This window comes from Oceanobacillus oncorhynchi (assembly GCF_000821065.1).
GTDB classification, from domain to species: Bacteria; Bacillota; Bacilli; order Bacillales; family Amphibacillaceae; genus Oceanobacillus; species Oceanobacillus oncorhynchi.
The window spans coordinates 1,506,920-1,520,622 of record NZ_CDGG01000001.1 but is presented as its reverse complement, the minus strand read 5'-3'; the positions used below and the strand labels follow the sequence as shown (position 1 = coordinate 1,520,622).

16 protein-coding genes and 1 pseudogene are annotated in these 13,703 nt (G+C 38.8%); 6 read left to right on the top strand and 11 right to left on the bottom strand.

Annotated features, from left to right (window positions below; translation table 11 throughout):
- The first annotated feature begins 165 nt into the window (after positions 1-165).
- Together BN997_RS07105 and BN997_RS07100 are read left to right on the top strand one after the other, a co-directional pair.
- Positions 166-504: a PadR family transcriptional regulator gene (locus BN997_RS07105; protein ID WP_042530912.1), complete on the top strand. Its 339-nt coding sequence runs from the start codon at positions 166-168 to the stop codon at positions 502-504.
- A complete protein-coding gene (locus BN997_RS07100; RefSeq protein WP_042530910.1) occupies positions 494-1,267 on the top strand; it encodes a hypothetical protein in 774 nt (257 codons plus the stop codon). Before BN997_RS07105 ends, BN997_RS07100 begins: the two co-directional genes overlap by 11 nt.
- 63 nt (positions 1,268-1,330) lie before the next feature.
- Here the strand turns inward: BN997_RS07100 and BN997_RS07095 are convergent, their stop codons facing one another.
- From BN997_RS07095 to BN997_RS07075, 5 genes are all read right to left on the bottom strand, one after another.
- Positions 1,331-1,948 carry an FMN-binding negative transcriptional regulator gene (locus BN997_RS07095; protein WP_042530909.1) on the bottom strand — a complete coding sequence of 206 codons (618 nt, stop codon included), beginning with the start codon at positions 1,946-1,948 and terminating at the stop codon, positions 1,331-1,333.
- Positions 1,949-1,960: 12 nt separating this feature from the next.
- Positions 1,961-2,488 carry a spermidine/spermine N(1)-acetyltransferase gene (locus BN997_RS07090; RefSeq protein WP_042530907.1) on the bottom strand — a complete coding sequence of 176 codons (528 nt, stop codon included), beginning with the start codon at positions 2,486-2,488 and terminating at the stop codon, positions 1,961-1,963.
- 24 nt (positions 2,489-2,512) lie between these two features.
- Positions 2,513-2,965, bottom strand: coding sequence for a MarR family winged helix-turn-helix transcriptional regulator (locus BN997_RS07085; protein ID WP_042530905.1), 453 nt, complete (start codon positions 2,963-2,965; stop codon positions 2,513-2,515).
- A gap of 280 nt (positions 2,966-3,245) precedes the next feature.
- Complete coding sequence (locus tag BN997_RS07080; RefSeq protein WP_042530904.1) at positions 3,246-3,551, bottom strand: monooxygenase; 306 nt, start codon at positions 3,549-3,551, stop codon at positions 3,246-3,248.
- A 15-nt stretch (positions 3,552-3,566) separates the two neighbouring features.
- Positions 3,567-4,493 carry a DsbA family protein gene (locus tag BN997_RS07075; protein ID WP_042530902.1) on the bottom strand — a complete coding sequence of 309 codons (927 nt, stop codon included), beginning with the start codon at positions 4,491-4,493 and terminating at the stop codon, positions 3,567-3,569.
- A 179-nt stretch (positions 4,494-4,672) separates the two neighbouring features.
- Here BN997_RS07075 and BN997_RS07070 point away from each other — a divergent pair, with 179 nt between their 5' ends.
- The 3 genes from BN997_RS07070 (at position 4,673) to BN997_RS23745 (ending at position 7,353) form a co-directional block, all read left to right on the top strand.
- Complete coding sequence (locus BN997_RS07070; protein WP_042530901.1) at positions 4,673-5,221, top strand: TetR/AcrR family transcriptional regulator; 549 nt, start codon at positions 4,673-4,675, stop codon at positions 5,219-5,221.
- 53 nt (positions 5,222-5,274) lie between these two features.
- A complete protein-coding gene (locus tag BN997_RS07065; RefSeq protein ID WP_042530899.1) occupies positions 5,275-5,700 on the top strand; it encodes a hypothetical protein in 426 nt (141 codons plus the stop codon).
- Between the two features lie 192 nt (positions 5,701-5,892).
- On the top strand, positions 5,893-7,353 hold the full coding sequence (locus BN997_RS23745) for an RNA-guided endonuclease InsQ/TnpB family protein (protein WP_425311617.1): 1,461 nt from the start codon (positions 5,893-5,895) through the stop codon (positions 7,351-7,353).
- 14 nt (positions 7,354-7,367) lie between these two features.
- Here BN997_RS23745 and BN997_RS07055 read toward each other — a convergent pair.
- Positions 7,368-7,736: pseudogene (locus BN997_RS07055) on the bottom strand (NUDIX domain-containing protein); the annotation flags it as partial.
- Between the two features lie 34 nt (positions 7,737-7,770).
- Entirely contained in the window at positions 7,771-8,379 is a 609-nt protein-coding gene (locus BN997_RS07050; RefSeq protein WP_042530895.1) for a pyroglutamyl-peptidase I, read from the bottom strand.
- A gap of 284 nt (positions 8,380-8,663) precedes the next feature.
- On the opposite strand from BN997_RS07050, the gene BN997_RS07045 reads away from it, so the two are divergent.
- Positions 8,664-9,338, top strand: a complete 675-nt coding sequence (locus tag BN997_RS07045; protein WP_084612874.1) for a PadR family transcriptional regulator — start codon at positions 8,664-8,666, stop codon at positions 9,336-9,338.
- A gap of 143 nt (positions 9,339-9,481) precedes the next feature.
- Here BN997_RS07045 and BN997_RS07040 read toward each other — a convergent pair whose 3' ends face one another.
- The 4 genes from BN997_RS07040 to BN997_RS07020 form a co-directional block, all read right to left on the bottom strand.
- The gene (locus tag BN997_RS07040; RefSeq protein WP_042530893.1) at positions 9,482-10,168 is read right to left on the bottom strand and encodes a response regulator transcription factor; all 687 of its coding nucleotides are present in this window, start codon (positions 10,166-10,168) and stop codon (positions 9,482-9,484) included.
- Positions 10,169-11,263 carry a sensor histidine kinase gene (locus BN997_RS07035; protein WP_244882344.1) on the bottom strand — a complete coding sequence of 365 codons (1,095 nt, stop codon included), beginning with the start codon at positions 11,261-11,263 and terminating at the stop codon, positions 10,169-10,171.
- Between the two features lie 147 nt (positions 11,264-11,410).
- Positions 11,411-11,809, bottom strand: a complete 399-nt coding sequence (locus BN997_RS07025; protein ID WP_042530887.1) for a hypothetical protein — start codon at positions 11,807-11,809, stop codon at positions 11,411-11,413.
- 158 nt (positions 11,810-11,967) lie between these two features.
- Complete coding sequence (locus BN997_RS07020; protein ID WP_084612873.1) at positions 11,968-13,677, bottom strand: IS1182 family transposase; 1,710 nt, start codon at positions 13,675-13,677, stop codon at positions 11,968-11,970.
- Between the last annotated feature and the right edge of the window lie 26 nt (positions 13,678-13,703).

Sequence of the window (13,703 nt, the reverse complement as noted above, 5' to 3'; positions counted from 1 at the left end):
TAAAGTTTATGGAAACAACGTACTTTTTCTTTTATACGCGCTTTTACTTCTACACTCCCCTCATAAAAAAACAACTAACACCTCAACTATCTTTTTATATAAGATAGTTGACAATTATCTTATATTCAACTATAGTGTATTACAAGATAGTTAAGGAGGAACGACATGTCAGTATCTGATCAGATGATGAAGGGATTATTAGACGGTGCAATACTAGGATTGATTTCGCAAGGGGAAACGTATGGATATGAAATCCTTGAGAAATTAAAAGAACGAGATTTTCCGGAAATCAGTGACGGAAGTATCTATCCTGTCCTTCTTCGCTTAAGCAAAAAAGGGTATGTTCAAACCGAACTTAAAAAATCCGATACGGGCGGACCGAAACGAAAATACTACACCATTACAGATAAAGGATTAGAAGAATTAGCTGTATTTCGTAATAAATGGTCTTATTTGAATAAGGGGATGAATAATTTGATGAGGAGTGTGGAGGATGCTAAGTAAAGAAGCGGAAAAATTCTTATTGAATTTACGCCTGGAATTAATGAGCCGGGGAAAAAAGGATAAAGATATTCAAGAAATAGAAGCAGAATTGCGAGATCATTTAAAAGAAGCAGAAGCACATGGACAAAGTGTCGAAAGCATTACCGGAGGCTCTGTCAAAGATTATATCCGTTCCATTTCCGAAGAACTGCCGCGGGATAAAGGCTTTATAAAATACAGTATTTTATTGCTTATCTATTTGCTGGGGGTATTTATCATTCCCGATTTAATTAGCGGGGATTTCGAGTTAAATACTAGTGTCATCCTTTATAACCTTGCAGTATTGGCTATTGGAACAGTTGGTACAATTATTATTGTAAAAAAAATCGTTACAAAATACGGCGACAGCAAAAAAACCTATATTAGCTATGGAATTTTCTTTTCCCTTTTCATGGCATCTATGGTCGGCGCACAGTTTATTATTCGAAACCACCCGGGAATCGTTATCGCAGAAAGTAATCAATCTGTAAACCTTATTATCGGGGCTATTCTCTTAAGCATATTCATTATCGTTCCGCTTATTATGAAACAAGGCTTTTTGGCTTTGTTTACATTCTTAATCTGCTTGCCCGAGATCATTGCTAAAATAGTAACTGGCGGCGGCAGCCCAGAGAGCGAATCTTATGTATGGATCTCTGCCATTGTATTTTTTGTTATCGCTATTACTGCGATAGGAATTTTAATATACACATCGAAAAAAGAGGATAAAAAGACCTCTAATTAAAAATTTTATAACGAAGCAGCACGTATAATACAGAAAACGTGCTGCTTTTTTCGATTATTCTTTTCATTTCTCCAATCTATTCTCCATCTGCTCTGCAATCCGCTCAGAATCAGAATCCCCTTCCTTCTTCAAATGCTCAATAATATGCTGATAATCTGTTTCGTTCCGGTTCTGACTTAATTTATACGCAGCCTGCACCTCTGTCACTTTTATCTCAAAACCCACAATTGCTTTCAACTGTGCATCCAATAGCTTCGGTGTATAACCCTCCACTGAAAAGGAAGGGTCCCGATGCTTTTCATACGTATCCGATAACGTTTTTAATGATTCCAAAAGTTCTTCTTTTTCCAATATACGCGGCGTTCCGTACATATGGACAGCTTGATAATTCCATGTCGGAACATTCTCATGGGCATACCATGTCGATGAAACATAAGCGTGAGGCCCTTGAAATATCACTAATGCATCATCCACGCTTTCAAATGTTTTCCATTGCAGGTTGGCATACGCCATATGACCTGTGATTCGATAATCATCATCCGCCCTGCTCACAGTTACTGGCAGATGTGTCGCAACAGGTATATTATCTTCTGCTGTCACCAGCGTTGCAAAAGAATGCTGTTTGACAAATTCCCATATTTCTTTCGTATCTGTTACTTTAAAACGCTTCGGTACATACATTGTCTGCCTCCTTTAAGCGTATACTTTCAATGTTTTCGTCATGATATAATCCGTCTGTTCATCGCTCCCCATAAAAAAGGAATGTGATCCCGTCTGTACAAAACCATTCTTTTCATAAAAAAGAAGCGCCTGTTTATTATATTCCCAAACTCCCAGCCATACTTTTTTCTTCTTTTTGTCCTTCGCTATTTCAATTGCTTTGTCCATCAAATATTTTCCTAATCCCTTTCGCTGGAACCCGCTTCGAATATAAATCCTTTCTATTTCCAATGCGTCTTCTCCAACTTCTTCTGATTGCGCATCATCGGTATTCACTTTCATATATCCAGCAAGCTGGTCATTATAAAAGATGAAAAAGAATGTTGAATCACTCTGTGACATTTCCTTTTGAAGCTTATCCAATGTATATGCGTTTTCTAAATACGCTTGCATATTCTCCGGTGTATTCTGTTCTTGGAATGTTTCCGTAAATGTTTCGATACTGATTTCTTGGAGCGCCTGCAAATCATCCTGACTGCAAACTTTTATTTTGATAGCCATCTTTCTATCTTCCCTTCTTCCCATTTAATACGCACGCTTATTACCTTTCTTCACAAATTCCCAGTCTACCTCCATATTTTTTCGAACCTTTTCAAGTAAATAAACCAGGGCTGCTGCTTCTTCCTCTGTCAGTCCTTCTAAAGCAACCTGATTAGAGTAATCATTTTCCTTTTTGATCATTGGATAAATGCTTTCTCCCTTTTCTGTGGGGAACAGCTTTTTTATCTTTCTGTTATTCGCATCCGACTTCTTGTGAATAAAACCATTTGTCTCCAATTTTTTGATGGCGCGGGCTGCTGTTGTCCGGTCTACTTTAATCATTTCAGCGAGCTTTTCTTGAATAATACCCGGATTTTCACAAATACGGACCAGATATAAATATTGACCTTTGGTAAGGTCATATTCCTTAAACTCAATGTTGCTGATAGAATCGAGCGCTCTCGCAATCATTCCAATTTCTCGCAGGATTTCAGCCATGCTTTCACCCCCGGCGATTTCTGTTATACGTAAATTTTAATTTATTTTTGTTGTATTTACAACAAAAAACACTCAACGAAATTTAAACAGTTCGCTGAGTATTGATTACTTATTACTCCATATTACTTTCCCTGCCCGCTCCTACAATTAAAACTGCAGCCTTTTTCTTTCAGAAAATCGATAATAGAATTAGCAAACATTTCCAAAAGGAAAGAATTTTCGTTTTAAAAACAGGTGATGACTGTCAGCTTCTCACAGTCATCACCTGTTTAGTAAATTTCTATTCCACCGGACCATCCGTCACTTTAGTCAATGTCTCATTGATCCCGAACACTTTTGCCCGTACATTCTCCAGCCCAAATTGTGCCAGACGTTTTGTATGCATATCTAAATATTTCTCAGCAGCTTCCTTTGTTTCAAAAACATAAATGCCGCCAGCTTCTTTTGCATCCGGATTTTCTGTCCATATCTTCCATTGGAAGCCTTCCTCTTCGCGAATGCTCATTGCCAAATCATGGAATGCAGTTGCCATCTCTTCGCCAAAAGGCCCTTCCATCGTAAAATCGATTTGTAAAATATATGCCATTCTTACGCACCTCTCTTATTTTTTAAGGGTATAATAATTTTCTCCAAGAAGATTATGAATCTGATAATCTTCCGCTTCCAGCTCTTTCTCAGCAAAGCTGCCGACTTGGCTGTGCTCCAGGTCATATAGTACTTCCACTTCTTTAGAGAATAAAAGGTTCTCCTGTTTTAATAAATCCGCAAATGCAGGAGTCTGTTTCGGCTGCAGTCTGTCTTCTGGAAGCACCTGCTGCAGACCTCTGACATAATCATCAAACGCACGGGCACCGACTATTTTAATTCCTTGTCCTTCCTGATTCACCATAATAATCGTCGGGAATCCTCTGACACCAAGATTGTCTTTCAGGTTGAAGTCTTCCTCCAGCAATTGATGCCCCAATGCTGAATCAGCCTGCTGAACAATTTTTTCTCCATCCAGACCCAATCCTTCTATCAGTTCAACAAGTATTTTAGAATCGGAGATGTTCTGGTTAAAAGCAAATAATGCTTCTCTTGCATGTCTCAAAAACGTATACGCCAGATTGTCATTGTATTCTTTTTGAATTACTTTAAAAACGCGGGACGGCGGGTACGATGAGGTGACATAGTCATCCGCCATTAATGACCCATCAATCGGCATTCTGGAATGCTGCCCAACCTCTTTCCAATGCGCTACGACGTCAGCTGGTCCTGATATGCCATTAGCCGGGTCAACTGGCGTATCGCTCCATTTTTCCAAAAGTCCGCCCATCACAGTATGAAACTTAAAATACGATCCAAATTGCAGCTGAAAACGCCGTAATACCGGCTCGAGCGCCCAGCAATGAGAACAAATCGGATCTGTCACATAATAGATATCAATCTCTTTCTTGGGCTGGTTGAATTGAACTGCCTCCATCTCTTCCCCGTCAGCTTCTCCACACAGACCTGTTTCCACATCGCATACCATCTTTTTTTGACTCATTCTTCAATCTCCTTATTCTAAATTACTTTAAATAGCAGCTATTTCATCCTAATTTCTTTTATTTACACTGTTCTTATTCTATTATAGGATACAAGCAATAACATAAAAACCAATAAACTTCTAGATTTATCGTATATACAACATATTTTAAAAACTGTTGAAAAACAGGAGGGATTCCGGTGACCGAAGAGAAAACAGATTTGAGAATATTACGGACGCGAAGACTCATCATGGATGCATTTATTGCCCTTTCCGAGAAGAAAGAATTCAATGATATCCGCATCACCGATATTACCGAAGCAGCGATGGTCAATCGCGCTACTTTCTACTATCACTACGAAGATAAATATGATTTATTAGAAAAAGTGTTATCTGAAGTCCTGCTTTTTAATTTAGATACGAAAGCAATCCATCAAATGACATGGGGGGACCATGCTGCCACCCAGTTATTTATTGCGGTGGCAAACTTTCAAACCACTTTATCATCCCGTTGTCACCAAGGGTATGAAGAAACAATTGCGCGTATTATTAGAGAACATCTGGCAGTTATCATCTATCCGCTGCTGCAAAAAGAGAATCCTGCTAAAGAAGAAGATATCCTTCGCAAAATGGCAGCCATCCTAAGCTGGACCATTTACGGAGCTTCCGTAGAATGGAAAAAAAGCACGTTGTCTCCTGAAGCATTCATTCAACCACTGCTTTCTTTTATTCTGCATAAACTGGAATGAGGATACAGGTGAAATGAGGTAAAATGAAGAGAATTCGGAAGGAATGAACTAAAATGCATAAACAAAAAATGATCTCTGGTTTACTTATTTCATTAGGCGGTCTAATATCCGCTATCCAGTTCTTTTTTATCTATTCCAGCTTAGACAGTTATGAATTTTCCGAGATAGATACAATTTTTCCATTCTTCCCAATCATTGAATTGACTTCCGGATTATTTGATCTCGTAAGCGGGATTTTTCATACAGGGTATATGATATATACGTTCATTATTATGTGTGCAGCTATTGTTGTCTTTTTCCTTGGGATTATCATGTCAGTCAAACCGCATATATCCGTAGCTGTCATTGCCATGATCTTTTCGTTTTTTCTCGGAAGTATTATTCCTTTATTGCTTACTTTATCTGGGGGCAGCTTGGGATTATATGCCATTTCAAATGAAACGCAACAAGCCTCGAAGGACGATGAATTTAGTGCATAATACAAAATCCTGCTTAAGATTTTTGGATATCTATCATTTCAGCCAAGAGGACTCCTTCCTCAAAAATTCGATGGAATTTTAGGTGGGAGGTGAATTGGCGGTTTTCGCTTTTTTTTGCTAGAATTTTTATTCCCTTTATAGTAAAATAAGTTATAGAACATTAGTTCGATATAGAGGGGGGGTGAAAAGTAAATGGCGAATTACCAAACAATGCAAATATGGGTAAAAAAGAATCACCGTATGCACGGATATTTCAAAGAAATGTGTCAACATGCAAAGAATATGCATAACACGACCAATTTTTATATCCGGCAGGTATTTACAGCTTTCACGCAGGAAAAAGCGTTTCAGCCGCTTCAGGAAGAAGTGTTAGATACTATCCAAAAACATATGCCAATAATCAACGCTAACCAATTCGTTGTTTATCAAAAGAAGGTCGTAAAAGAACATTCAAAACCCGCCCGAGAACGAAAAGAAATCAAGTGTCATTTATTCAAAGAACCTTCTAGAGAAAACCCTTATGTTGATTACAATTTTTTGGATGCTCTTTTTAAATCCATGGCACAAGAAGATTATCGCTCTCTGCCAACGCAATCGAGTCAAGGGGTTATGAAAACGGTGTTCCAAAATTGGAAAGCATTTTATGGCAGTTTACGAGAATATAAAACGAACCCTTCCAAGTTTAAAGCAAGACCAAAAATTCCAGGATATCGTCGTAAGAAAGAAAAAGAAGTTCTTTTTTCAAACCAAGATTGTGTCATAAAAGAGAATAAATTTTTGAAGTTTCCTAAAACGAAGGAACGTTTAAACATCGGTAAATTAGGGTTTACGGAAGGAAGACTGAAACAAGTCCGCCTTATCCCAAAGTATGGTCACTACATGGTAGAGCTGATTTTTCAAATGCCGTCAGAACAAGAAATGAAAGCATCGAAAAAACGGTACATGTCCGTTGATTTAGGAATGGATAACCTTGCAACCATTGTCACCAACACAGGACGAAAGCCTGTTATAGTGAAGGGCAAAAATATCAAATCCATCAATCAACGCTACAACCAATTGAAAGCGCATTATCACGGAATTCTTAGACAGGGTAAAAACACCAATGAAGGTCTGTTTACGTCGAAACGATTGGAGAAAATCAACTACAAACGCTTTAATCAAATCAAAGATTTATTTCATAAAGCGAGTTACCGAATCGAAAAAATAGCCCTGGAAGAGGATATTGATACCATCATTATTGGGCAAAATAAAGCGTGGAAACAACATGCCAAAATGGGGAAACGAAACAACCAATCGTTTACAACCATTCCGCATCGTCTTTTGATGCAAATGATCAAATACAAAGCCCAGAGACATGGAATCAAAGTTATTGTGACAGAAGAAACTGGCCGGGTTTCCCGCATGTCAATGCGCCGTCATCTGCCACAAAATCTACCGTATAATCAATATTTATCAATGCTTTTTTCATGGATTATTCCTCATTTCTTAAATGTTATGAAGCTGGTAATGATAATTAATGAATGCTATTTTATCTCTCCATCCACTTGCTTTTCCCAATCCTCCAGTACCCCCCAAGCAATATCCGGTTCTCCATTCAACGATTTCATCGTGCCTACATATACTTTATTTGTTGATTTGCCAATTTCCATATAGTGTTTCATCATTTCTTTCGTGGTGGCTGTGACTGCCTGATTAACAATATCCTGCGCATTCACCCAAGATAACTCTCCTTCGTCACTTTCAAGTAGATTAGAATGGACTGATACGCTTCCAAAATAGACATATTGGATTCTAATTTCACTGTTATTTCTCATTCTGTGTACAACATAGCGAAGTCTCAGATTGTTTAACTGCTTCTCTGTTAATCCTGTTTCTTCTTTAATCTCTCTTATACATGCATGATATGGTGTATTTATTTCCCCCGCCTCTATATGTCCGCCAATTGGAACCATTCTCCCGGGGAGAAAGGGACTGTTTGATTTTTTCTGAAGAAACAAAACTTCCTGCTGATCATTAAAAAGAAAAGCGACCGCCATTTGCCGAAGCTTCATTATATTTCCTCCCGCCATTTTAATTTGATAACGTTTCTATACAAATAATAACCGCCCTTTTTAAATCATCATGGCTCCAGCTGGGGATTTTTCCATGCTCGATTGCAAGCTCATGGGAGGCAGGAAGATGAATAAAACCAGCAGGTAGATGGCGGTTATTTGCCTTCGCATAATGCAAAGCTTGATACATTACATGATTACAGAGATAGGTTCCCGCTGTGTTCGAGATTTCAGCAGGAAGACCTTGAGCTTGTAATTGTTCAACCATCCTGCTTATCGGCAATGTAGAGAAAAGTCCGTCTGCTCCATCCTCTTGTATCACTTCATTTTCCGGCTTGTAACCTTGATTATCCCTGGGTCCATCATTCACATTAATGGCAATGCGTTCTGGATTAACCTTGAATCTGCCGCCGGCAAGCCCAAGCAAAATAATAGCATCAGGTTTCGTCTCCTCTATTAATTGGAGGAGCTGCTTCCCAGCCTTACGAAAATCTACAGATAACACATGGGAGATAACCGTGTAATCACCCATCACTGCCCCGTTTAATTCTCCTGCAATTTTCTTCGTTGGATTCACAGAAAAATCGAGAAAGGGTTCAAACCCAGTTAACAACAGCTTTTTTGTCATCTACTGCACCTGCCTTGTTTAAAAATATATATTTGATTTCAGTATAGCATACGATATGTGATATCTAATTGAATGTAATCACTAAACCCACCTCATCATAACCGTCCCGATATACAGACGCTGCCTCTTCCAACAATGCAGTAAACCATGATTTCAACTGCGATTCATCCACCTGTTGAAACCATAAAATGCTTTATCTTGACAGTTAACGATATATCGCTTATTATTACATTACGATATATCGTTAACTTTAAAGTAAAAAATAATAACAGGAGGAATATATTATGTTTCAACGAGAAGAACATCCCTTTTTCCAAAAGCAGGCTCATTTTAATCATCATCCTTTTGCTGGAGACAACACATTTCATAAGGATTTCTTAAAACGGAATAAATTTGGAATGGGGAATGAACATTTTGAAAGACGAGGCGGCCCTCATTTCTTTGCAGGACATGACGCTAGAGGCGGAGGCCGTGGCGGCGAACGTTTTTTCAAACGCGGAGATATTAAAATTGTTTTGTTGAAGATATTACAAAAACAGCCAAGACATGGCTATGACATTATCAAGGTGCTGGAAGAAAGATTTAAGGGTTTTTATTCACCCAGCCCCGGTTCAGTTTATCCAACCCTGCAAATGCTGGAAGATCAGGATTTTGTAGAAGCCGTTAAAGAGGGCAGGAAAAAGGTATATCACATTACCGAGGAAGGCAATGCCTATTTAGACCAACATCAGAAGGAGGATCCGTTTGTTTCACGGATGAATCAATTTGAAAATGTAGATATTGAGGAAATGCAGCACTTACGATCTGAGATGCAACAGCTATTCCATGATTTCTTTAAGACAGGTCGCCAGGTTATGGACAATCCCGAAAAGAAAAAACAGCTGCAGGAGCTGCTTGAAAAAACACGGGAAGAGCTTTTAGAAATTGCCGGCGATGAGAAAACAACGGATGATGAATAATCTAAAACTTCATTCCATGGGTGCAAAAAAACATGGAATGAAGTTTTACTTTATCATTTATTTAATCTATCTGCTGCAACAGCCAAGCTGAATACCTGTATAGATACAAAGATATTAGCTGCCATTGCTAGAATATACATACATCATTTCCGAAACCGATACCCCACGCCCCAAATCGTTTCAATAAACTGCGGCAAGGACGGATTCTCCTCTATCTTCTCCCGGATTTTCCGGATATGAACCGTCACGGTCGTATTATCTCCGACAGCATCATATCCCCAAATTTGTTCAAATAAATGCTCTTTCGTGAAAACGATATTCGGATGAGATGCTAGAAAATACAATAAGTCATACTCTTTTGCAGTAAATATTTTCTCTTCATTATCCAGAAAAACCCGTCGTGAATCAGAATCCATCATCAAGTTCCTAATATGAATTTCATTTAATTTCTTATCACGTTTGGTTAAGCGGTCGTATCTTGCCATATGTGCTTTCACTCTTGCGATCAGTTCATTCGGATTAAACGGTTTTACAATATAATCATCCGCTCCTCTGCCAAACCCGCGGATTTTATCAATATCTTCTTTTCTGGCCGTCACCATCAATATGGGCACATCCAATGTCGCCCGCAGCTTTTCACATAAATCAAAACCATCGATACCCGGCAGCATGAGATCTAATAAAATAAGGCTGTAGGAATTCGCCGCTGCAAGTTTCAATCCCTCTTCTCCCGTTGCAGCAATATCACTCTCAATTCCATTTATCTCCAAGTAGTCTCTTTCTAATTCTGCAATATCCTTCTCATCTTCAATAATCAATACACGTTGCATTTACATCATCCTTTTCAATGTAAAATAGATACTCGTTCCTTGCCCGCGCCGGCTCTCTGCCCAAATCTCTCCCCCATGCGCTTGAATGATTTTCGCAGCAATCGATAACCCCAGACCGCTTCCGCCGGTTGCAGAGTTCCTCGACGCATCTGTCCGGTAAAAGCTTTCGAAAATATAAGGAATATCCTCCTCCCTTATACCACTGCCATTATCTCTCATTTCTACAACGATTCTATCTGTATCAGATGTCAAATTCACTTGAATTTCTTTCTGCTTTTTATCGATATATTTTAAGCTGTTTTGAATAATATTCATCACAACTCTTCGTAATTTTTCCCGGTCTGCTTCTACCATATAGTCTTTCTTAGGATCAGCTGCTAAAATCGCTTTCCCTTGTTCCTTTTCTAAATTAAAGGCCAGTTCCTCCATAAAATCCGCATAGAAGGCATATAAATCTACTTTTTCAAATTGAAAGGCTTCCTTCTTTAAATCAAGTTTGGAGTATAGAAATAATTCATCAATCAGTCCGTCCATATCATTGGCTGTTCTATAAATCGTATCCATATACCTGTCCAGCTTCTCCGGCGTGTTCGCTACCCCGTCTTGAATCCCTTTCACATAGCCTTTGATGGAGGTCAGCGGTGTTTTTAAATCATGAGAGATACTGGCAATCAGCTCCTGCCGGTTCGCTTCATACCGCTTTTGCTCTCTATCCGCTTCTTTCAATTTAAGGCGCATGGTCTCAAATGTATTCGCAAGCTCGCCTAACTCATCTTTTTTATCCGACTGGACGCTGTATTCCAAATCGCCTTCACTGATTTTTTTAGCTGCAGTTGATAATTTAGAAATAGGGTTGATAATACTCCTGGACATAAAATAGGTCAATAAACCATTGGTCAGGATTAAAATAAGAGCAATTGCGATAAATCGAAATTGAACAAAAACCTTTAAATCATCCCCTTGCGGATTGCCGTTAAAAACAACAAATAGGAGATAGCCGAGAACAATTTCTGCTATCAACAATAAAGCACCCGGGATAAGAATCATCGCTATATTAGATAAAATCAGCCGTTTTCTGATAGACAATGGAAACACCTTCTTTCCCTTCTATTATAATAAAATCCAGGCTGCCATGCTGTAAAAAGAAGAGACAGCTGTCCCTTCTTTTATCCTTGACGAAATGTCTCGAATCTATAAAAGGGCGCTTTTCCTTCGTTCGGAAAAACGCGTTTTCCAAAACAACTATCCCTTTTTATATGGTATTGCTGCAGCAATGACACCCAGTACAAATCCCCAAACAATATTAGTAATAAAAACACTGACCAATGCAATTGGATTTGTCAATGGCCCCTGTAATCCGCCGTCAAGAACAGGCGACAGGATACCGCTTAGGATAATTGCAAAAGCTGCGTAGCTGACGCCTGCTAAAACAAGAACTGGAATTGGATTAGATACTCTTTTCTTGATAACAATCAGAATCCAGGCTATGGAGATTAGGATTATCATCGCAATACTTCCTATCGCTTCACTGCCAAAGATATGGATCAATCCGGTTATTTTCATCAATGGTCTGATAAGTGCTAACACACCTAATCCTAAAATAAGTGTTCTAGTTTGCTGCTTTGCTTGGTTAGTTGTCATTTACAGTCATTCCCTTTCCAAATATATTTTCGGCTTGCTTTCACGCTCCCCGTTTAGTTGTCTTCTGCATCATTCGATAGAATAGATATTACAGCCCGTCTATTATTAATTTCTAAAGCATTTATTAAATTTTTCTTAAACTGCAGGGAAACGTCTAGTTAATGAAAGAAAAGAAAGTCGATAACCGCAAAAAGAGGCTGGGACATAACTAGCCAAAAATAAAAAAGATGGATTCCACATCGAGTTTTGATGCGAAATCCATCTTTTTTGAAATCATTTATAAGTAAATACATAAAAAAGCGGCTAGAGGCAGTGTATCTTCTCAGATTCACTGCCATTAAGGCGAATCCCAATTCATTTTCCACTTTGGGTTTTCCTCGTACCGAGAAACGAGTGAAACCCAAATTAGCCTTCAAGAATCCAAAGAATGGCTCCACATCTATCTTACGTTTCCCGTAAAGCTTGCCCATTTCTTCATCTGAAAGCTGTTCTCGTATCGTCTTCTTTTGTGCTTCCCATTTTTCATTATAAAATATTTTCCGGTTGTTGCCTTCCTTTGCTTTGGTACATTGCTCTCGTAAAGGACAGCCTGTACAATCTTCACATTCATAGACTTTAAATTGTCGCTCGTAACCATACTTGTCTGTCCGTTTGGAGTCATAGCGATAAGTAACAGCTTGCCCATTTGGACAAGTAAAGGCATCTTTTTCGGCATCATAATCCCAGTTAGCGGTGTTAAAAGGATTGTTTTTGTATTTTTTCTTCTTCTCTTTCCGATACATATTGTAAGTGATGAGGGCAGTTCGTAATCGTTCCAGGGTGACATTTTCTATATTCTGTTCACTTCCATAAGCTGCATCTGCTACGAGGAAATCAGGCAACGCAAAATAATCCTTTTCTATCCGATCTAAAAAAGGAATCCATGTTCGTGTGTCCGTAGGGTTCGGAAAAATATCATAGGCTAATGCGTAACGTCCTTCCGTTGCCAATTGCACATTATAAGCAGCTTTCAACTGCCCATTCTTCATATGATCATCTTTCAACCGCATAAAGGTGGCGTCATGATCCGTCTTAGAATAGCTGTTACGTTCTTCTAAAATCTCCAATGCTTCTTCATATTTTTCTTTACGGCGAATGAAATCGTGTACCTTTTTTAAGGCTTGTTTTGGTTGCTTTCGTTCCGAACGCAAAACTTTTCGGTCTTGTGCTTCTTCCCTTGATTCGATTTGTTCCGTATAGGTTTGGACAGACTTATCCAAATCCGTTGCCATCTGTTGAAGTTCCTTTGTCGTTAGAGCCTCAGGGCTTTCCCGTTCGATTTCTGGAATAATTTCTTTTTCTACCAGTTCTTCATAGAGTGCATTCGATTTCTTGATAAGGTTTGCTTGATAGCGTTCAATCGATTTTCGCCAGACAAACGTGAATTTATTGGCATTGGCTTCGATTTTGGTTCCATCGATAAAGATAGCCTCTGCATCAATCAACTCTTTTTCCACCAGCTGACAACGAAACTGAACGAAGCACTGACGCAATAGTTCTTTTACTTCCGGATTCACACGAAAACGGTTGATGGTACGATAGCTGGGCTCATATCCTTGCGCAAGCCACATCATCCGCACACTGTCTTTTAATAATCCTTCGATTTTTCGGCCAGAGAACACTGACTGGGTATAAGCACATAAAATAATTTTCATCATCATACGCGGATGATAGGCTGGACAGCCTGTCTGACGGATAAAACCGGTGAAAGCTTCTTCTGGAATCTGTTCAATAAATTCATGGACTGTATAAGCTATATCATTTTCTTGTAATTTCATCTCGAAATCTAATGGCAAAACGATTTGATTTACGTTATAATATTTATACATAAGGATACCTCGATTCTGTTTTTGTA

Excerpts from the sequence above, each read along its gene's own strand:
- BN997_RS07040 (WP_042530893.1), bottom strand. The coding sequence starts at position 10,168 with ATGCAACGTGTATTGATTATTGAAGATGAGAAGGATATTGCAGAATTA.
- BN997_RS07065 (WP_042530899.1), top strand. The coding sequence starts at position 5,275 with ATGCATAAACAAAAAATGATCTCTGGTTTACTTATTTCATTAGGCGGT.
- BN997_RS07045 (WP_084612874.1), top strand. The coding sequence starts at position 8,664 with ATGTTTCAACGAGAAGAACATCCCTTTTTCCAAAAGCAGGCTCATTTT.
- BN997_RS07085 (WP_042530905.1), bottom strand. The coding sequence starts at position 2,965 with ATGGCTGAAATCCTGCGAGAAATTGGAATGATTGCGAGAGCGCTCGAT.
- BN997_RS07095 (WP_042530909.1), bottom strand. The coding sequence starts at position 1,948 with ATGTATGTACCGAAGCGTTTTAAAGTAACAGATACGAAAGAAATATGG.
- BN997_RS07105 (WP_042530912.1), top strand. The coding sequence starts at position 166 with ATGTCAGTATCTGATCAGATGATGAAGGGATTATTAGACGGTGCAATA.
- BN997_RS07020 (WP_084612873.1), bottom strand. The coding sequence starts at position 13,677 with ATGTATAAATATTATAACGTAAATCAAATCGTTTTGCCATTAGATTTC.
- BN997_RS23745 (WP_425311617.1), top strand. The coding sequence starts at position 5,893 with ATGGCGAATTACCAAACAATGCAAATATGGGTAAAAAAGAATCACCGT.
- BN997_RS07025 (WP_042530887.1), bottom strand. The coding sequence starts at position 11,809 with ATGACAACTAACCAAGCAAAGCAGCAAACTAGAACACTTATTTTAGGA.
- BN997_RS07075 (WP_042530902.1), bottom strand. The coding sequence starts at position 4,493 with ATGAGTCAAAAAAAGATGGTATGCGATGTGGAAACAGGTCTGTGTGGA.
- BN997_RS07090 (WP_042530907.1), bottom strand. The coding sequence starts at position 2,488 with ATGGCTATCAAAATAAAAGTTTGCAGTCAGGATGATTTGCAGGCGCTC.
- BN997_RS07100 (WP_042530910.1), top strand. The coding sequence starts at position 494 with ATGCTAAGTAAAGAAGCGGAAAAATTCTTATTGAATTTACGCCTGGAA.
- BN997_RS07050 (WP_042530895.1), bottom strand. The coding sequence starts at position 8,379 with ATGACAAAAAAGCTGTTGTTAACTGGGTTTGAACCCTTTCTCGATTTT.
- BN997_RS07080 (WP_042530904.1), bottom strand. The coding sequence starts at position 3,551 with ATGGCATATATTTTACAAATCGATTTTACGATGGAAGGGCCTTTTGGC.